Annotated in this window: 16 protein-coding genes; 9 read left to right on the top strand and 7 right to left on the bottom strand. The window is 69.1% G+C overall.

Annotated elements, in window-relative coordinates; genetic code table 11:
- Positions 1 to 6: 6 nt before the first annotated feature.
- Positions 7 to 390, top strand: a complete 384-nt coding sequence (gene acpS, locus AXK61_RS13195) for a holo-ACP synthase AcpS (protein ID WP_068570917.1) — start codon at positions 7 to 9, stop codon at positions 388 to 390.
- 67 nt (positions 391 to 457) lie between these two features.
- The gene (locus AXK61_RS13190) at positions 458 to 5920 is read left to right on the top strand and encodes an ATP-binding protein (RefSeq protein ID WP_068745717.1); all 5463 of its coding nucleotides are present in this window, start codon (positions 458 to 460) and stop codon (positions 5918 to 5920) included.
- Positions 5921 to 6557: 637 nt separating this feature from the next.
- Here the strand turns inward: AXK61_RS13190 and AXK61_RS13185 are convergent.
- The gene (locus AXK61_RS13185) at positions 6558 to 7703 is read right to left on the bottom strand and encodes an acyl-CoA dehydrogenase family protein (protein WP_068745715.1); all 1146 of its coding nucleotides are present in this window, start codon (positions 7701 to 7703) and stop codon (positions 6558 to 6560) included.
- Between the two features lie 13 nt (positions 7704 to 7716).
- Positions 7717 to 8190, bottom strand: a complete 474-nt coding sequence (gene bcp, locus AXK61_RS13180; protein ID WP_068745713.1) for a thioredoxin-dependent thiol peroxidase — start codon at positions 8188 to 8190, stop codon at positions 7717 to 7719.
- Positions 8191 to 8209: 19 nt separating this feature from the next.
- On the opposite strand from bcp, the gene AXK61_RS13175 reads away from it, so the two are divergent.
- On the top strand, positions 8210 to 8593 hold the full coding sequence (locus tag AXK61_RS13175) for a hypothetical protein (RefSeq protein WP_068570921.1): 384 nt from the start codon (positions 8210 to 8212) through the stop codon (positions 8591 to 8593).
- Positions 8594 to 8609: 16 nt separating this feature from the next.
- On the opposite strand, the gene AXK61_RS13170 is transcribed toward AXK61_RS13175, so the two are convergent.
- Positions 8610 to 9473: a LysR family transcriptional regulator gene (locus tag AXK61_RS13170; RefSeq protein WP_068570922.1), complete on the bottom strand. Its 864-nt coding sequence runs from the start codon at positions 9471 to 9473 to the stop codon at positions 8610 to 8612.
- Between the two features lie 124 nt (positions 9474 to 9597).
- Here AXK61_RS13170 and AXK61_RS13165 point away from each other — a divergent pair, with 124 nt between their 5' ends.
- Positions 9598 to 10914, top strand: a complete 1317-nt coding sequence (locus AXK61_RS13165; protein ID WP_068745792.1) for an NAD(P)/FAD-dependent oxidoreductase — start codon at positions 9598 to 9600, stop codon at positions 10912 to 10914.
- Here AXK61_RS13165 and AXK61_RS13160 read toward each other — a convergent pair.
- Entirely contained in the window at positions 10855 to 12075 is a 1221-nt protein-coding gene (locus tag AXK61_RS13160) for a L,D-transpeptidase (protein ID WP_068745711.1), read from the bottom strand. The genes AXK61_RS13165 and AXK61_RS13160 overlap by 60 nt on opposite strands.
- A gap of 97 nt (positions 12076 to 12172) precedes the next feature.
- On the opposite strand from AXK61_RS13160, the gene AXK61_RS13155 reads away from it, so the two are divergent.
- Both AXK61_RS13155 and AXK61_RS13150 read left to right on the top strand, forming a co-directional pair.
- On the top strand, positions 12173 to 12409 hold the full coding sequence (locus AXK61_RS13155) for a hypothetical protein (protein ID WP_068745709.1): 237 nt from the start codon (positions 12173 to 12175) through the stop codon (positions 12407 to 12409).
- A 350-nt stretch (positions 12410 to 12759) separates the two neighbouring features.
- Positions 12760 to 13770: a GGDEF domain-containing protein gene (locus tag AXK61_RS13150; RefSeq protein ID WP_197466801.1), complete on the top strand. Its 1011-nt coding sequence runs from the start codon at positions 12760 to 12762 to the stop codon at positions 13768 to 13770.
- 134 nt (positions 13771 to 13904) lie between these two features.
- Here the strand turns inward: AXK61_RS13150 and AXK61_RS13145 are convergent, their stop codons facing one another.
- Positions 13905 to 14123: a hypothetical protein gene (locus AXK61_RS13145; RefSeq protein ID WP_068745705.1), complete on the bottom strand. Its 219-nt coding sequence runs from the start codon at positions 14121 to 14123 to the stop codon at positions 13905 to 13907.
- A gap of 2 nt (positions 14124 to 14125) precedes the next feature.
- Positions 14126 to 14773: a DUF4190 domain-containing protein gene (locus AXK61_RS24380; RefSeq protein WP_231855535.1), complete on the bottom strand. Its 648-nt coding sequence runs from the start codon at positions 14771 to 14773 to the stop codon at positions 14126 to 14128.
- Positions 14774 to 14954: 181 nt separating this feature from the next.
- Here AXK61_RS24380 and AXK61_RS13135 point away from each other — a divergent pair, with 181 nt between their 5' ends.
- A complete protein-coding gene (locus tag AXK61_RS13135) occupies positions 14955 to 15341 on the top strand; it encodes a hypothetical protein (RefSeq protein WP_068745703.1) in 387 nt (128 codons plus the stop codon).
- A 311-nt stretch (positions 15342 to 15652) separates the two neighbouring features.
- On the opposite strand, the gene AXK61_RS13130 is transcribed toward AXK61_RS13135, so the two are convergent.
- Positions 15653 to 16894, bottom strand: coding sequence for a Fic family protein (locus AXK61_RS13130; protein WP_068745701.1), 1242 nt, complete (start codon positions 16892 to 16894; stop codon positions 15653 to 15655).
- A gap of 261 nt (positions 16895 to 17155) precedes the next feature.
- On the opposite strand from AXK61_RS13130, the gene AXK61_RS13125 reads away from it, so the two are divergent.
- On the top strand, positions 17156 to 17344 hold the full coding sequence (locus AXK61_RS13125) for a hypothetical protein (protein WP_068745700.1): 189 nt from the start codon (positions 17156 to 17158) through the stop codon (positions 17342 to 17344).
- A gap of 140 nt (positions 17345 to 17484) precedes the next feature.
- Positions 17485 to 17771: helix-turn-helix domain-containing protein (locus AXK61_RS13120; RefSeq protein ID WP_156485656.1), on the top strand; the 287-nt coding region annotated here is incomplete at its 3' end.

Below are 17771 nucleotides of genomic sequence, written 5' to 3'. Positions count from 1 at the left end.
TCCGCCATGGCCGTGGTGGGGATCGGGATCGACGTGGTGCACGTGCCCGGGTTCGCGGAGCAACTCGCGCAACCCGGGACCACGATGCTCTCGTCGTTCAGCCCCTCGGAACGACGGGACGCCGCGGGTGACGTGCGTTCTCTGGCCGCCCGGTGGGCGGCCAAAGAAGCCGTGTTCAAGGCGTTCTCGTCGGGCTTCTACGCGCAGCGTCCCGCCGAGAAGGAGGTCGGGGCGCGAGAGGTGGAGGTCGTCTCGGACGCCTGGGGGCGTCCCGCGGTGCGGGTGCACGGGCGGATCGCCGCCGACCTCGGGGAGGGCGCGACGATCCACGTGTCACTCACCCACGACGGTGACACCGCGGCGGCGTTCGCGGTGATCGAGAGAACTTAAGAGCGGGACGGTCCCACCGAAGGCGGGGCCGCGTCACGCACCAGTTGAGCCGAAAGGGAACAAGCGAGTGTTCAGCCGAATCGCCATCGTGAACCGAGGTGAGGCCGCGATGCGCCTCATCCACGCGGTCCGCGACCTGGCCGCCGAGACCGGGCAGCAGATCGAGACCGTCGCCCTCTACACCGACGTCGACCGCACCGCGACCTTCGTCCGCGAGGCCGACATCGCGTACGACCTGGGGCCCGCAGCGGCACGCCCGTACCTGAACTACGAGCTGCTCGGCAAGGCCCTGCAGGAGACCGGCGCCGACGCGGCGTGGGTCGGCTGGGGCTTCGTCGCCGAGGATCCCGTCTTCGCGGAGAAGTGCGCCGAGGTCGGCGTGACCTTCGTCGGGCCCAGCCCCGACGCGATGCGCCAGCTGGGCGACAAGATCGGCGCGAAGCTCATCGCGGAGGAGGTCGGCGTCCCCGTCGCGCCGTGGAGCCGAGGCCCCGTCGAGACGCTCGAGGACGCCAAGGCCAAGGCCAAGGACATCGGCTACCCGCTCATGCTCAAGGCCACCGCCGGCGGCGGCGGTCGCGGCATCCGCATGGTCGCGTCCGACGCGGACCTCGAGGACGCCTACCTGCGCACCCGCGACGAGGCGGAGCGCGCTTTCGGCAGCGGCATCGTGTTCCTGGAGCGCCTGGTCACCGGCGCTCGGCACGTCGAGGTCCAGGTGATCTCCGACGGCGAGACAGCGTGGGCGCTCGGCGTGCGCGACTGTTCGGTGCAGCGCCGCAACCAGAAGGTCATCGAGGAGTCCGCCTCGCCGGTGCTCGGCCCCGAGCAGGTGCAGCGGCTCAAGGAGTCCGCCGAGCGGCTCGCGATCAAGGTCGGCTACCGCGGCGCCGCCACCGTCGAGTTCCTGTACCACCCGGGCGACGATCTGCTCGCCTTCCTCGAGGTGAACACCCGTCTGCAGGTGGAGCACCCGATCACCGAGGTCACCAACGACTTCGACCTGGTCCGCGCGCAGCTGCACGTCGCCTCGGGCGGCAAGCTCGACGGTGCGCGTCCGGTCGAGCGGGGGCACGCCATCGAGGCGCGCCTGAACGCAGAGGACCCGGACCGCGACTTCGCGCCCGCCCCCGGCCGCATCGCGCTGCTCGACCTGCCCGCCGGCCCCGGCATCCGCATCGACACCGGCGTCTCGCAGGGCGACACGATCCCCGCCGACTTCGACTCGATGATCGCCAAGGTCATCGCCTACGGCAGCGACCGCGACCAGGCCCTGGGCCGGCTGCGCCGCGCGATGAACGAGACCCGCGTCATCATCGAGGGCGGCGCCACCAACAAGAGCTTCGTGCTGGACCTGCTGGGCCAGCCCGAGGTGATCGACGGCAGCGCCGACACCGGCTGGATCGACCGGGTGCGGGGCGAGGGCCGCCTGGTGGCGGACCGGCACACGTCCGTCGCGCTGGCCTCGGCCGCGATCGACGCCTACGAGGACGAGGAGCGCACCGAGCTCACCCGCCTCCTGACCACCGCGTCGGGCGGCCGCCCGCAGGTGCAGCACGAGAGCGGCAACCCCCTCGACTTCAAGCTGCGCGGCGCGAGCTATCGCGTCCGGGTCGCCCGGATCGGCGCGCACACCTTCCGCCTCGTCATCGACACCGGCGCGGAGACCCGCACCGCCGACGTCGATCTCGAGCGGTTCGACTCGCACACCGGGCAGGCCGTCGTGAACGGCGTCCGGTACCGGCTCACCACCGGCACGCACGGCCCGGTCCACGTGGTCGACGTGGACGGGGTCACCCACCGCGTCAGCCGCGACGAGGGCGGCGTGGTCCGCTCGCCCGCGCCGGCGCTCGTGGTGGCCGTACCGCTGGCCGTGGGCGACGAGGTCGAGGCCGGTGCCCCGCTCCTCGTGCTCGAGTCCATGAAGATGGAGACGGTGCTCCGCGCGCCGTTCTCGGCGCGGCTCAAGGAGTGCTCGGTCACCGTCGGCAGCCAGGTCGAGGCAGGCGCACCGCTGCTGCGTCTCGAGCCCCTCGGCGACGGTGACGAGGAGGACGCCGGTTCCGCGGCGGGCCCGATCGACCTGCCGGAGGAGCCCGCGAAGGTCGGCGCCGTCGAGCGCGCGGCCGAGGGACGCGAGGCGCTGCGCAGCCAGCTGCTGGGCTACGACGTCGACCCCGCCGACGAGAGTCGCCTGCTCGACGCGTACCTCGTCGACCGCGTGGCGGCGGAGCTCGAGGGCGCGGCTCCGGCGCCGGAGGAGCTGGCGCTGGCCGGCGTCTTCGCAGACCTGGCCGAGCTGGGCCTGCGCCGCTCGGTGGGCGGCGACGACGAGGTGCACAGCCCGCGCGAGCACTTCCACACGTACCTGCGCAGCCTCGACGCGGACCGCGCCGGCCTGCCCGACTCGTACCGCGCGAAGCTCGCCGCCGCGCTCGCCCACTACGGCGTCACCGAGCTCGACCGCACCCCCGAGCTCGAATCCGCGGTCTTCCGGATCTTCCTGGCGCAGCAGCGCCCGAAGGTCGGCGTCCGCGTGATCACCGCGTTGCTGCGCAAGTGGCTGCGCGAGCCGGCACCGTCGGCCGAGCAGAGCGCCGACGCGCGCGCCGTGCTCGAGCGACTCATGGACGCGACGCAGTCGCGCTACCCGGTCATCGCCGACCTGGCCCGCGGCGTGGTGTTCGCGTGGTTCGGCCAGCCGCTGCTGCTGGGCAACCGCGAGGGCGTCTACTCGGCGGTGCGTGCGCACCTGACGCATCTCGACCAGAACCCCACGGCCGCTGATCGTTCCGACCGGATCGCGGAGATGGTGCGCAGCACCGAGCCGCTGGTCCTGCTGCTGGGCGAGCGCCTGGCGGGGGATCACCCCACGGGCAACAGCGTGATGCTCGAGGTCCTGACCCGCCGCTACTACGGCAACAAGGGCCTGACCGAGGTCCGCACGCAGGAGGCCGCCGGTACGGAGTGGGTCGTCGCCGCGCGCGACGGTGCCCTGCTCGCGTCCGCCGCCGTGTCCTACGAGGGGCTGGGCGACGCGGTCGCCGGCCTGGCGACGGTGGCCGACGGCGCGGCGTCCGTGGACGCGGACATCTACCTGAGCTGGGAGCAGCAGCCCGACGACCAGGACGAGATGGTGGCCGCGTTCGACAGCGTGCTGTCGGCGCATCCGTTGCCGGCGCAGGTGCGTCGCGTGACGATCACCGTCGCGGGCAGTGGCGGCGCGGTCATGCACCACCACTTCACCTTCCGGGCGGGCACCAACGGTGTCACCGAGGACCGCCTGATCCGCGGCCTGCACCCGTACATCGCGCAGCGCATGCAGCTCGAGCGGCTGCGCCGCTTCGACCTGACGCGCCTCACCTCGTCGGACGACGAGGAGGTGTACCTGTACCGGGCCGTCGCCAAGGAGAACCCGGCCGACGACCGCCTGGTCGCGTTCGCCCAGGTCCGCGACCTGGCCGCGGTGCGCGACGACAAGGGTCGCCTGCTGGCCCTGCCGACGGCCGAGATCGCGCTCGCCACGTGCGTGGACTCGATCCGCCGGGCCCAGGCCGGGCGGCCCAGTGCCAAGCGGCTGCCCACCAACCGGATCGTCATGTACATCTGGCCGCCGGTGGGTCTCAGCGACACCGAGCTCGAGGCGCTGGCCGGGCACATCGAGTCGACGTCGGTGGGCGCGGGCCTGGAGGAGGTGCTGCTCATCGGGCGTCGGCGGGACGAGTCGACGGGTGACCTGGTCAAGACCGAGGTGCGGGTGTCGTTCAGCCCGACCGGCCGTGCGGATCTGCACATCGGCGCCCCGGCCGAGGATGTCGCCGACGTCGTGGAGCCGATCGACGGCTACCGGCAGAAGGTTCTCCGCGCCGCGAGCCGCAACACCGCGTACCCGTACGAGCTCACCTCCGTGCTGGGCGATTTCGTCGAGTACGAGTTGGCCGAGGGCGACATCGCCGACGTGCTGGTCCCGACCGACCGGCCGAAGGGCCGCAACACGGCGGGCATCGTCGTGGGCGTGATCTCGACGGTCACCGATCTGCATCCCGAGGGCGTCAAGCGCGTTCTGCTGCTGGGCGATCCGACGAAGTCGCTGGGCGCGCTCGCCGAGGCGGAGTGCCGCCGGATCAGCGCGGCGATCGACCTCGCGCACCGCATGGAGCTGCCCGTCGAGTGGTACGCCCTGTCGGCCGGTGCGCGCATCTCCATGGACTCGGGCACCGAGAACATGGACTGGGTGGCCGCGGCGCTCAAGAAGATCGTCGAGTTCACGCAGCAGGGCGGCGAGATCAACATCGTCTCCGCCGGCATCAACGTGGGCGCGCAGCCGTACTGGAACGCCGAGGCCACGATGCTCATGCACACCAAGGGCGTGCTGATCATGACGCCGGAGTCGGCGATGGTGCTGACCGGCAAGCAGTCGCTGGACTTCTCCGGCGGCGTCTCGGCCGAGGACAACTTCGGCATCGGCGGCTACGACCGGATCATGGGCCCGAACGGCCAGGCGCAGTACTGGGCGGCGGATCTGACGGGCGCGCACAAGATCCTGATGGAGCATTACGCGCACACCTACATCGCCCCCGGTGAGCAGGCCCCGCGCCGCGCGTCCACCACGGACCCGGCCGAGCGCGACATCACCGTGTTCCCGCACGTGCTGGCGGACAGCGATTTCACGACCGTCGGCGACATCTTCTCCGCGGAGAAGAACCCGGATCGCAAGAAGCCCTTCGACATCCGCACCGTGATGCGGGCGCTGTCGGACCAGGACCATGAGGTGCTCGAGCGGTGGGCCGGCATGGCCGACGCCGAGACGGCCGTCGTGCAGGACGTGCACATCGGCGGCATCCCGGTCTGCCTGCTGGGCATCGAGTCGAAGTCCGTACCGCGCCTGGGCTTCCCGGCCACGGACGGCCCGGACACCTACACGGCCGGCACGCTGTTCCCGCAGTCGTCGAAGAAGGCGGCCCGCGCGATCAACGGCGCCAGCGACAACCGCCCGTTGGTGGTGCTCGCGAACCTGTCGGGCTTCGACGGCTCGCCCGAGTCGCTGCGCAAGCTGCAGCTGGAGTACGGCGCGGAGATCGGCCGGGCGATCGTCAACTTCTCCGGCCCGATCGTGTTCTGCGTGATCTCGCGTTACCACGGCGGCGCGTTCGTGGTGTTCTCGAAGCAGTTGAACCCGAACATGACCGTGCTGGCGATCGAGGGCTCGTTCGCCTCGGTGCTCGGCGGCGCCCCCGCCGCGGCGGTGGTGTTCTCCGGTGAGGTCAACGCCCGCACCGGTGGCGATGCCCGGGTCACGGAGCTCGAGGCGCAGGTCGCCGAGGCCTCCGGCACCGAGCGCGCCGCGCTGCTGGCCGAGCTCGACGAGGTGCGGGGCTCCGTCCGCGCCGAGAAGCTGGGCGAGGTCGCCTCCGAGTTCGACGGCGTGCACAGCATCCGTCGCGCCGTCGAGGTCGGCTCGGTCGACGAGATCATCGCCGCCGCCGACCTGCGTCCGAAGATCATCTCGGTGATCGAGGCCGCGCAGTAGGTTCTTCTGCGCACGAAGGGCACCGTCGGGATTCCCGACGGTGCCCTTCGCGTCTCGTGCCGCCGCGGACCGCGTGTCTGCCGGGCGCCGTCCTGCGCACCCGGTCTGCGCGCCGCCGTCGCGCCGCACCTGGCGCGCCGGCGTCGGCGCTGCCGCGGTGGGTTCCCGCGGGGGTTTCCTCTTCGATCGAGGGTTGCAACCCGATGTTCGGTGAAGACTCCCCGCGGGAATCGGTCGCCCCGACGAACGGAGCCGCGGCCCGCCGCACCGGGTACCCACCGCCGCATCCCGATTCGTGGCGAGAGGCCGCTCGAGATGTACAGCGCGCCTCGAGCAAGTGGCCCTACTTGGTAGGGACATGCAGAACTGTCACCGATGTCCTGAGACGTGACAGCGCGCACGTCGCGCTCTCGGATCTTGACCGGTTCGGACACGCTGTCCGAATCGGACCGAATCCGAGTGTCGAGCGAACGGCCGTCCCTACCTGCCCGCCGACGCTTCCGCGCTCGCGCCGCCTCGCATCCCTGCCCGCCTCGCCCTGGCCCACCGGCCCGGCCACCAGCCCCGGCCCGGCACCGTCGGAAACGACGGACGGCCGGGCCGCGCTGAGCGCGACCCGGCCGTCCCCGTCGAAGACCTACAGCGCGAGGTCGCGCCCGATGATCTCCTTCATGATCTCGGAGGAGCCGGCCCAGATACGGGTGACGCGGGCGTCCATCCACGCGCGGGCGGCGCGGTACTCGCGCATGTAGCCGTAGCCGCCGTGCAGCTGGACGCAGGAGTCCAGCACCTTGTTCTGGATCTCGGCGGAGACGTACTTGACCTTCGCGGCGTCCACGGCGGTCAGGCGGCCCTCGGCGTGCGCCACGACGGCCTGGTCCACGTAGGCCTGGACCATCTCGATCTGGGTCACCAGGTCGGCCAGCAGGAACTTGTTGTGCTGGAACGAGCCGATGGACTGGCCGAAGGCCTTGCGCTCGCGCGCGTACTCGAGCGTCTCGGCGAGGATCTGCTTGGCGTGCGCCACGTTGCCCACCGCGGAGCCGATGCGCTCCTGCGGCAGCTTCTCCATCATGTGCACGAAGCCGCGGTCCACCTCGCCGATGAGGGCGCTGGCGGGCACCCGCAGGTCGGAGTAGAACAGCTCGGCGGTGTCGGCCTCGGGCTGGCCCACCTTGTCGAGCTTGCGGCCGCGCTCGAAGCCGGGCAGCGAGCAGTCCACGGCGAACAGCGAGATGCCGCGCGCCTTCGCGTCGGGGTTCGTCTTGGCGGCGATCACCGCGACGTCACAGGTGTAGCCGTTGGTGATGAAGGTCTTGGAGCCGTTGAGGATCCAGTCGTCGCCGCTGCGCACGGCGGTCGACTTGATGGCCGCGAGATCGGAGCCGGCGGAGGGCTCGGTCATGCCGATGGCGGCCACCGCCTCGCCCGAGGCGATCGCGGGCAGCCACTGCTGCTTCGCCTCGTCGGTGCCCAGCCGCACGATGTACGGCGTGGTGATGTCGAAGTCGATGCCCACCGAGCTGGCGAAGGCCATCGACACCGCCGCGAGCTCCTCCTGCGCCACCGCGTTGAAGCGGTAATCGCCGGCCTCACCGCCGCCGTAGGACTCGGGGATCTCGAGGCCCAGAACGCCCTGCTCTCCGAGGCCGCGCCACACGTCCCGGGCGATCAGCTTGTCGTCGATGTACTGCTCGGCGTGCGGCAGCACCTGCTTCTGCAGGTAGTCGCGGACGGCGGAGCCGAATTGCAGGTGGTCGTCGGTGTAGACGGTGCGTTCCAAGGCTGGAGTCCTCTCAGAGTTTCAGGTCGCGGCGCAACTTGGCGACGTGGCCGGTGGCACGCACGTTGTACTGCGCCACCTCGATGTTCCCCTCCGCGTCGATGACGAACGTCGACCTGATCACGCCCGTCACGGTCTTGCCGTACATCATCTTCTCACCGAAGGCCCCGTACTCGGTAAGCACCTGCTTATCCGGGTCCGAGAGGAGCGGGAAGGTGAGGCCGTCGCGCTCGACGAACTTCTTCAGCTTCTCCGGCTTGTCGGGCGAGATGCCCAGCACCGCGAGACCGGCGTCGCCGAAATCGGCCAGGTTGTCGCGGAAGTCGCAGGCCTGCTTGGTGCAGCCCGGCGTCATCGCTGCGGGGTAGAAGTAGAGCACCGCGCGCCGGCCGCGGTAGTCCGCGAGGGAGACGGGGTTGCCGTCCTGGTCGGGCAGGGTGAACGACGGTGCCGGATCACCCGGCTGCAGGCGCGCGGAAGTAGTCATGCCGGTTACCGTATCGGTCATGGCGACACAGGACGAGGGCTCGGGGTACTCCGGCGGTTCCGGGGGCCGCGGGCGGACGCGGATCCGGAACCTGGCGAGCGCCGCGCTCAACGCGGACATGACGATCGACCAGGCCACGACCATGCTCGACGGCATGGCCACGACCATGGAGGACATGAGCGCCACCATGGCCACCTTCGACGAGACGGTGGCCCGGGTGAACACCAGCCTCGACGAGTTCGAGAAGCTCACTGAGCGCTTCTCCGCGACGCTCGAGCGGATCGACGCGTCGATGGAGCGGATCGAGGCGTTGCTGTCGGTGCCCGGCGCCGCGGTCACGGCGGCCGAGCGGGTGCTCGCGATGCCGTCCGAGCTGTCGCGGCGACTGCGCGGCAGGTCCTGACGGCGCACCGTCGGGCCTAGCGGCGGTACCCGTTCGACAGACCCACCAACAGCTCCGCGACCAGCGGGTTCGGTGTCGCGTCGGTGCGCAGCACCGCGGAGACGGGCAGCGTGAACCCGGGAGCAGGCCGGCTCGCGATGCCGGGCTGGCGCGGGTCCTCGTAGAGGAGCGTCCAGCCCTCGGGGTGATTGACCAGCTCGAAGGCCACGGGGTGCGCGTCGCGGATCTCCGGCCCGAGCAGCACCTCGAGCCCCTCGGCCGCGAACACCTTCGCGACCAGGCGGTGCAGGAGCACCTGCCGGTCCGCGGGCGGGAGCAGCAGGGGGTACTGCGCCAGTTCCCGGGGCGACGGTGCGCGGCCGAGTGCGGCCAGGGGGTGCCGCGTGGAGAAGGCGACGACGGGGTTGTCCACCCACAGCGGCTCGAGGTACAGGCCCGGCTCGTCCAGTCGCCCGCGGATCAGCGCGAGGTCCGCCTCGCCGGACTTGACCGCCGCGATGCGCTGCGCGAAGGGCTTGAGGAGGAAGTCGATCTCCGCGCCGGGGTGCCGCTCGCGGACGGCCGCGGTCGCGGCGAGTGCGGAGTGGGCGAAGGACATGTTCGCGGCGAGCCGGATCCGGTCCGGGCGGGGGCGCACCGCGTCGACGGCCTCGTCGCGCAGCCGGAGCAGCTCGCGGGCGCGCGGGAGCAGCGCGTCGCCGGCGGCGGTGAGGGTGACCCGGCGCCCGGCGCGTTCGAACAGCTCCGCGCCGAGCTCCTTCTCCAGCGTCGCGATCTGATGGCTCACGGCCGACTGAGAGACGAAGCACTGCTTGGCCGCGCGGGAGAAGCCGCCGTGGTCGGCGACGGCGACGAGGTACTCGAGCTGGCGGAACTCCATACCGCCATTCTATGAACAGAAGAGATCGACAGCATCGTCAGGTAGGCGATCTACCAGGTTGAAGCGCAGGAACTCATGCACCAACCTGGTAGTAGACAACGACGTCTTGAAGGAGGAGAAGATCATGCGCAACACCCACGTCGTGGTGATCGGCTCGGGATTCGGTGGCCTCGCCGCCGCGAAGCAGCTCGCGAAGTCGGATATCGAGACCACGCTGATCTCGGCGAACGGCACGCACCTCTTCCAGCCCCTGCTCTACCAGGTGGCCACCGGCGTCACCGCGGGCGAGCGCATCGCGCCGCCCATCGCGGACGTGCTCCGCGGTCGGCGCACCGTCGACGCGATCACCGGATACGTCACCGAGGTCGACGCCGAGCGCAAGGTGGTCACCTACGCCACCGCGGACGGCATCGAGCAGATCGGCTACACCTACCTCATCGTCGCCGCGGGCGCCGCGCAGGCGTACTTCGGCCACGACGAGTGGGCCGATCGCACGTTCGCCCTCAAGACCCTCGAGGACGCCGAGAACCTGCGCGAGCGCATGCAGACGGCGTTCGCCGCCCCCGCCGAGAGCCCGGCGCGCACCTTCGTGGTGGTCGGCGCCGGCGCCACGGGCGTCGAGGTCGCGGGCCAGGTCGCCGAGCTCGCCCGGCGCTTCCACAGCGACGCGCAGGTCCGCATCCACCTCGTCGAGGGCGCCGACGACGTGCTGCCCTTCTACGGCGGCACCCTCTCGGGCTACACCCGGGCCGCGCTCGAGAAGGCCGGCGTGCAGGTGCACACCGGCACCTTCGTCACCGCGATCGAGGGCGACACCGTCACCGTCAAGGACGGGACCGGAGTCGAGCGCGAGATCGAGGCCGGCACCGTCGTCTGGTCGGCCGGCGTCAAGGCCACCCCGCTCGCCGGGGTGATCGCCGAGGCCACGGGTTGCGAGACCGACCGCAACGGCCGACTGCTGATCAACCGCGACCTTACGGTCGGTGGCCGCGCGGACGTCTTCGCCCTCGGCGACATGACCAGCCTGAACGGCCTGCCCGGGCAGAGCCCCGTCGCGATGCAGCAGGGCCGGCACGCCGCGGACGTGATCCGCGGGAAGAAGGGGCCCGGCACGCACTTCCGCTACCTGGACAAGGGCAGCATGGCGATGATCGACACCCCGCACGCCGTGCTCCAGCCGCCGATGGGCCTGCCGGGCATGACCGGCGTCCTGGCGTGGGCCGGCTGGCTGGCGGTGCACCTCTACTACCTGGCGGGCATGGGCAACCGCGCCGCGGTTGTCGTCGATTGGCTGCGCGCCTTCGTCGGCACGGCCCGTCCGGGCTTCGACGGTGCGCCGACGGTCACCGTCGAACCCGTTCCCGCGGACGCGGCCGAGGCACTACCCGGTCTTCGCGTTGCCGGCGCGCCAGACCTCCCACGGGACGTTCCAGTCGCCTAGTCCGTCGTTGCCCTCGAGGGTCGACGCGATGGTGTCGGTGACCTTGACGATGTCGCCCCGGCGCGTGTTCTGGAGGAACCAGAGCGCGTTGTCGGGGCTGACGTTGAGGCAGCCGTGGCTGGCGTTGCTCACGCCCTGCTGGCTGATCGACCACGGGGCGCTGTGCACGTAGATGCCGCTGTAGGACATCTGGGTCGCGTAGTCCACGAGGGTGCGGTATCCGTTGGCGGAGTTGACCGGAACGCCGTACGTGGACGAGTCCATGATCATCTGATCGCGGTGGTCGCCGATCATGTAGATCCCGTTGGGGGTGGCGTTGTTGGGCTCGCCCATCGAGGTGGGCATGGTCTTGACGAGCTTGCCGTTGCGGCTGATCCGGACGATCTTGTCCTTGTCGGAGACGGTCGCGATCACCTCGTCGCCGATGGTGAACTTCGTCGACGCGTCCTTCTGGCCGAAGGTGCCGTTGCCGAGGTCCACGCCGTAGATCTTCACGTCCACGCTGACCTTGGTGCCGGGCTTGAAGTAGTTCTGCGGCCGCCAGCGCACCTCGGACGGGCTGATCCAGTAGAAGGCGCCGTCGACCGGCGGCTCGGTGTTCACGGTGATGGCGCGCTGCGCGGCGACCCGGTCCTTGATCGCCTCGTCGAACTTCACGCCGACGGTCTGCCCGACGCCCACCACCGGCTCGCCGACGGTGCTGAAGTACGCCTGGGTCTGGTTGTTCGGCGACTGGGTGCTGAAGGTCTCGTTGGCCACGTTCACGCCGCCGACGCCGTTGGCCTCCGCGCGCAGCTTGTACTGCTTGTTGTAGCCGAGCACCTCGGAGTTGCTCCAGGAGCGGCCGTCGTCGCTGAGCTTGCCGGCCACCTCCTTGCCGTCCGGGTTGGTCATGACGACCTTGGTGAGGGTGCCGCCGCTGGCCGTGACCTTGACCGGAAGGCCGGGCTGCACGTCGACCGCGCCGTTCTTGACGCTCGAGGTGATCTGCGGGCGCAGCAGGTCGAAGAAAGGCGTCGAGTCGGTGATCTTCTGGCTCGCGTCCGGCAGTGGCATCGCGTCGTTCGCCGAGGTCGTGCAGCTCGCGACCAGGGCGGCGGTGACGGCCGTTGCGGCCACCACCGTCAGGGCACGACGGGACACGACGGGGCGGATGCGCATGCTTCTTCACTCCAGGAGGATGTCGACGGGGTCGGCACGACCGATTACTCCTGATTCTACCGGTGTCCGCGATCGGCGAGCCGGTACGGTTCCGGGTGTGAGCGACGACGGTGACCGGCGGGAGCCCGGCGAGCGGCCGGCGGGGCCGTGGAGCGACAAGGGCTACAACAAGCTGGCCCTGGGAATCGCCCTCGGCGTGGTCCTGGGCGCGGTGATCGGGGCCGCGATGGACAACATCGGTCTCGGCATCCCGATCGGTCTGGCTCTGGGCATCGCCCTCGCCGGGGCGTTCGGCCACCGGTCCGGCCGGGACGACGGTGACGAGACGGACTGAGCTGTCCGGCCGGCGGTAGATGGGGCCGGCGGGGGAGTCGTGGGTGAGGAGCCTGGGGAGAACGCTGCGGGCGACAGGTGAGGTGGTTGCTCCCCAGGCTCGATCGAAGAATAACTTACCGTGACTAATAATTGAAGGTTCAGGTCGCGGGTGCGCGAAACCCGATACCGAGCGCGAATCGACGCGTGGTGAGGCCGGCGTGCACGACAATGCTTGCTATGGCAGAACCGACGGGCGGGCGCGCCGGCCTGTGGTCCGCGATCGTGCGCTCGTGGCACGCGGGACCGGATTACCGAGCGCGAATCGATTACCTGGCGTCGCGGAGGTTGTTGCGCGGATTCCGGTTCGCGGTGGCGCTTCCCGCGCTCTCGCTCGGTGCGGCGGCCGGCGCGCTCGCCCTTGCGGATCACACGGGAGGCGCGCCGGCTGCGTCGATCCGCGTGCTGGGCGTGGTGGTCGGGCTGTACTGGTGCATCCGATGGCTCGTCGGTCCGCCGCCGTCCATGCCGGTCGCGTCCGTGTTCGTTCTCACCTGTGGCCTGACGATCGTTCTCGTCAGCGCGACGCACCCCAATGCGGCGGCGGGCGCCATCAGCGCCATGGCGATGATTCTCACGGCGACGTTCGCCGCATGTCTCCTATCGCTGACGGTGTGCCTCGCGCACACTGTGATCGCCGCGATGGCGATCGTCTTCTTCGCTCCCCGCCTGTCCGCCGAGATGGGGATGCTGGCAGCGATCACGAGCATCGGCGTGTTCGCGGTGGTCACCATCGCGCTTCCCGTGGTCATCTACTTCGGCCTGACCCTGATGTCGCAGGATGCTGTGGACGCTGATACCGACGATCTGTGCGGCACCCTCAATCGACGGGGGTTCTACCGGGTGGCGGCCGCTCGCCTCGGTCGGCATCAGCGGAGGGGTGACGCGACCGCCGTCGTGGGCCTCCTGATGATCGATCACGACGGCTTCAAGTCGATCAACGACCTCTTCGGCCACATCGCCGGTGACGCTGCGCTCCTCGCGACCGCGGAGATAGTCCGCTTCGAAACCGAAGGCATGGAGGCGTACACGGCTCGGCTGGGCGGCGACGAGTTCGCGGTGCTGACGTTCTGTGCACGGCAGGAGAACGTGTCCGATCTCGCTGAACGCATTCGCCACCGGGCGGAGGTGTCGGCAGCCACCTCGGGGGCTGCCCGCGGATGCACCGTCAGTATCGGCGTCTCCCTTGAGTCGGTCGCTTCGGCGGCCTTGGCACCGCTCGTGCGGAGTGCGGACGCGGCGATGTATCGCGCGAAGTTCACCGGGAATGCTGTAGTGGTGTCCGGTGCGTCGGAATCAGAAGCCGCATCGATAGATCGGTGATGTGGCTGCAAGCCGGACTCAGTGACTGATCCCAGGCTCGTAGCGATTCACCATCTCCTCCAACCAATCCCATGCCGACGTGAATCGAAACACTTGGGCCGAGATCTGCACCAGCCTCTGGCCGGGCCCGTGACCTACGTCAGCGGCCCCGGTCCGGACGGCGAGCCGTCATGCGGCGGCTGCCCGGGGCCCGGCCCGTAGGGGCCGTGCCCGTACGGCGGCACCTGGGGCGGGTACTGCTTCGGCTTGCTCGCGGCCTTCACGATCAGCACCACGCCGACAACGACCGCCGCGACGACCAGAAGCGCCACGACACCGAGAACTGCGAGGAGCAGCAGCGGTGACGCACCCACGGCTACACCGCCCCGTTCGCGGCCGCGATCACGAAGATGATCATCGCCACGACCGCCACCAGGCTCAGATATCCGAGCACGAGACCGGCGATCGCCATGCCGCGGCCCTGCTCACCGGTGCGCTTGATCTGGCTCAGTGCGATGTGCCCGAACGGGATCGCGAGGACTCCGCCGGCCACGCCGAGGACCAGGGCGACGATCGCCATCGAGTTCGTTCGCTGCGAGGCAATTCCACCGTGCACGGGCGCATAGACTGGCTGGCCGTCTGGGGTGTGGCCCACGATGACGGGCTGCCCGATCCGGGGCGTGTCGCCCTCAATGATTGGCTTCGGAACCGCGGGGAATCGACCGGCTGCAAGGCACCCGAGGCCAGCCACGACGAGGACGGTTACCGGGAAGGTTATGGCCGGTTGGATACCGAAGTCGTTCAACAGGTCTACCGGCCACGGGGATGACATGTTGAAGTGCGTCGCGACGAACAGCGGCACCAGCAGCGCGACCACGACGGCGACTGGAATCAGGACCAGGTACGCCTTGGGTAGCCGCCGACTGACGATGATGAATCCGGCGACGATCATGCAGGAGCCGATCACTGCGGCGCCGACGAACCCTGACGCGTTTGGCATCACAGCGGTGGCCAGGGTGATCACTACGCCGAGTACAAGGGCAACCACGCCGAGGCCAACCGGGAGTGGTCGAGATGCTTGACGGGGTGATTCGCTCGCGGTCTGGTTCACCGTCCGATGCTCCCAGCGTCCCGCCGACTGGCGCTGTCCTCTGATCGGATGAATTTGGTGCGGATCGGACCTCGGTGCGTGACAGCATCTGCGCATGACGATCACCTACCGGGGCCGTGACGCCCTCGTCGACGTCGACCCCGAAGCTGGCACCGCGACGGTGACGCCGACACGCACGGGCACCTCGTGGACAGTCGGGCTCCGCGAGATCGAGGCGGTGGGTGTCCGGTGCTCCACGTTGCTGAAGCGGGGGCGGGGGGACACTGAGGTTGCTGGTGCGCGGGCAGGCGTGGAAGTAGCTCACGACTCGTCTCCGAACTCGGTGACCCAGTTGCACGCGGTGCCGCGCGGGGAGGACGAGGATTCGATCGCGATCGCCGCCGCCCCCGGAGGAGTTGGCATCCCGACGGTCACGCTCGACGGAAAAGACCGGCCGATGAAAGTTGGGAAGCTGAGCATGTGGGGCGGCGGACTGGACTAAGCGGTGAAGTCGCACGCAGCTTCTCGCTGCGTCTCGGGAGGTCCCTTCTGCCTTCAGCCCCGGATCGGACGACGTTGTTCTCCGAGCTACGCGTTCGTGCAGGACTTCGTGATCCTTGCGAGCACACCACGGCGGTCCGTAAGCAACTCCAAGAGGTAGACGTACGGAACCAGAGCCAGGTCTGCCGGCAGTCGCCCGTTGTGCGTCGCCAGAGCCGGCATGTCGTCGGCGCAGAACCCATGAGTGGCCTTCCGTCGCGCATTCATGGCCGCGACTGACAGAAAACGCTCTGACCATGAACTATACGGTTGTCACTCGTCGAACAGCGTCGGCTCGTCCTCGGGGGCCGCGTCGGCGAGCGCGTCATCTGCGCTGACCGTGTGCGGCGCTTCCCAGGTGGGCGGGATAAAGGCTTCAATCACGCTTCGGCGCGCGCGGTACCGCCGCTTATTCCGATCGACCAGGCGCATCTTCTCCAGGTCGTTGAGGTCCCGAGTCGGCGTGCGTTCGCCGCACAGGGCGTACTGGCCGGCGAGCGCCGGGGTCAGTTGCGTGGCCTCTTTCGAAGTCATCCAGGCTCCGCTCGGCATAGCGAGAACGAGGTCCCGCTGCCGGGTTCGAGTGGTAGTCGATGGCTGCGCCTTGAAGGTCTCATAGACGTGGCTCTCCCAGTGGATCTGAATATTCTCGGCCTTGACGGTCTCGATCTGGGCGCGTACCTCGTCCAGGAACCCCGCCAGCGCGTAGTCGACGAACGTCCTGACGTCCGACTGGGCGCTGTCGAGCGCCCGGTAATAGCCGTCCCGGGTCTTGTTGTAGAAGTCCGACAGGAGGTTCGTCGCAACGATCGGAACGACGCCGGACTCGGACAGGATCTGGACCTCGATGAGTCGAGCGAGCCTGCCGTTCCCGTTGCCGAAAGGGTGGATCCAGGCAATGTAGAGGTGCGCGAGTATGGCGGAGATGATCGCGATGACGAACTTCTCCTCGTCGGCGGAACCTGGGCCTGCGGATGCGCGGAGCTCATTGAGCCACCGGACGAACTGGTCGAGAAGTTCGGGCACCTCGTGGTGGTCGGGGGCTCGGTAGCGTCCGGCGGCCACGTTGTGGTTGCGGACCTTGCCGGGCACGACCTCAGGACTGTCGGGGATGCCTTCAAGGATCTGCCGGTTCAGCGCTTCGAGTCGCTCACGGGTGATCCGAAGCGTCTTCCCGGCGCGAAGCGCTTGGTCTATGTCACGGATCGCCGCGAGCACATTCTGAACCTCTCGTTCGAGGTATTCTCGGGACTTTCCGACTTCGGCGCTGCCGCGATCAACGATGGCCTGGACCTCGGCCTCGCTGAGGGTATTGCCTTCGATCGCCGTCGTGGCCAGCACGCCTCGAGCGAGGAAGATCGACGCCATCTCCTCGGCTCGCTCGGGCTTGAGTGGCACGCCAGCGAGGTGCTGACACTTGCTCATGGCTTCGCCGAGTTTGAGCCACGTTCTGGATGACAGCGCGCCCACATCGAACTTGAAGGAGATATATGGGTGCTGCTCGGGCCGTGTCATGATCCAAACATACAGCAGAAGACGGTGCCTCTCAGCTGCTATTTTTCGCTACCTAGTGCTATTTTCGTCCGTTTTTCCATCCGCTTTGGGGTCCGTCTGACGAAGCGGATGAGGTCCGCGCTTACTCCTCCCGTCGTCGAGCCCGGCGCGGTCTGCGCCTTACGGCCCGGGGCGGCGGCGAGGGGCGCCACGCCTGCCTAAGAGGTCCCAGCCAGCTTGTTCGTGGTCCTCAAGGGGACCAGGTGATCGAAGGACCTTGACATGGATGTGGTGGCGCGGATCCTCGACCGACACGGAGACGGAGCTGACGAGTTCCTGCACACCGATCCCGCCGACCCTGATGTGCTCTGGACGCGGATCTTTGTGGCCGCGCCGTGGGTGATTCACTTCGATCGGCCGTCGGTCGGCAGCGTGTGGAACTTGATCTTCGACCTGATGCACGAGTGCTGACTGCGCTCGTTGATTCTCCCCAGTTCTGCTAACTGAATCTCCCCACTTGTGTGCACCCGCCAAGTAATGGGCGGGGCCTCCCCGTGATGCTGGTGGTCTCTGACCACGCACCAGCCCTTCGAGGGAGGCCCCGCTCGTTCATGCTCACACAAGGAGAGACCGTGGAAGCACATGCTCTGCGCAAGCAGGGGTGGACGATCTCAGCGATCGCCCGTCATCTGGGACGGGACCGTAAGACCGTCCGCAACTATCTCAACGGGGTCACCGAGCCGGGTGTCCGCCACCGGGACGAGGACCCGTTCGAGCCGTTCGCCGAGTACGTCACCAGCCGCTTGCTCGAGGACCCGCATCTGTGGGCGCAGACCCTGTTCGACGAACTCGTCGAGATGCGGTTCAAGCAGTCGTATTCGTCGCTGACCCGGCAGAT

Origin of the sequence: Tsukamurella pseudospumae (assembly GCF_001575205.1) — a bacterium.
Classification (GTDB): Bacteria; Actinomycetota; Actinomycetes; order Mycobacteriales; family Mycobacteriaceae; genus Tsukamurella; species Tsukamurella pseudospumae.
The sequence above is the reverse complement of the archived record's forward strand: the minus strand, read 5'-3'. Positions and strand labels throughout refer to the sequence as shown.

Bases quoted from the DNA above. Each gene is read 5' to 3' on its own strand.
- acpS (WP_068570917.1), top strand. From the start codon at position 7: ATGGCCGTGGTGGGGATCGGGATCGACGTGGTGCACGTGCCCGGGTTC.
- bcp (WP_068745713.1), bottom strand. From the start codon at position 8,190: ATGACTACTTCCGCGCGCCTGCAGCCGGGTGATCCGGCACCGTCGTTC.
- AXK61_RS13175 (WP_068570921.1), top strand. From the start codon at position 8,210: ATGGCGACACAGGACGAGGGCTCGGGGTACTCCGGCGGTTCCGGGGGC.
- AXK61_RS13170 (WP_068570922.1), bottom strand. From the start codon at position 9,473: ATGGAGTTCCGCCAGCTCGAGTACCTCGTCGCCGTCGCCGACCACGGC.
- AXK61_RS13165 (WP_068745792.1), top strand. From the start codon at position 9,598: ATGCGCAACACCCACGTCGTGGTGATCGGCTCGGGATTCGGTGGCCTC.
- AXK61_RS13160 (WP_068745711.1), bottom strand. From the start codon at position 12,075: ATGCGCATCCGCCCCGTCGTGTCCCGTCGTGCCCTGACGGTGGTGGCC.
- AXK61_RS13135 (WP_068745703.1), top strand. From the start codon at position 14,955: ATGACGATCACCTACCGGGGCCGTGACGCCCTCGTCGACGTCGACCCC.
- AXK61_RS13130 (WP_068745701.1), bottom strand. From the start codon at position 16,894: ATGACACGGCCCGAGCAGCACCCATATATCTCCTTCAAGTTCGATGTG.
- AXK61_RS13125 (WP_068745700.1), top strand. From the start codon at position 17,156: ATGGATGTGGTGGCGCGGATCCTCGACCGACACGGAGACGGAGCTGAC.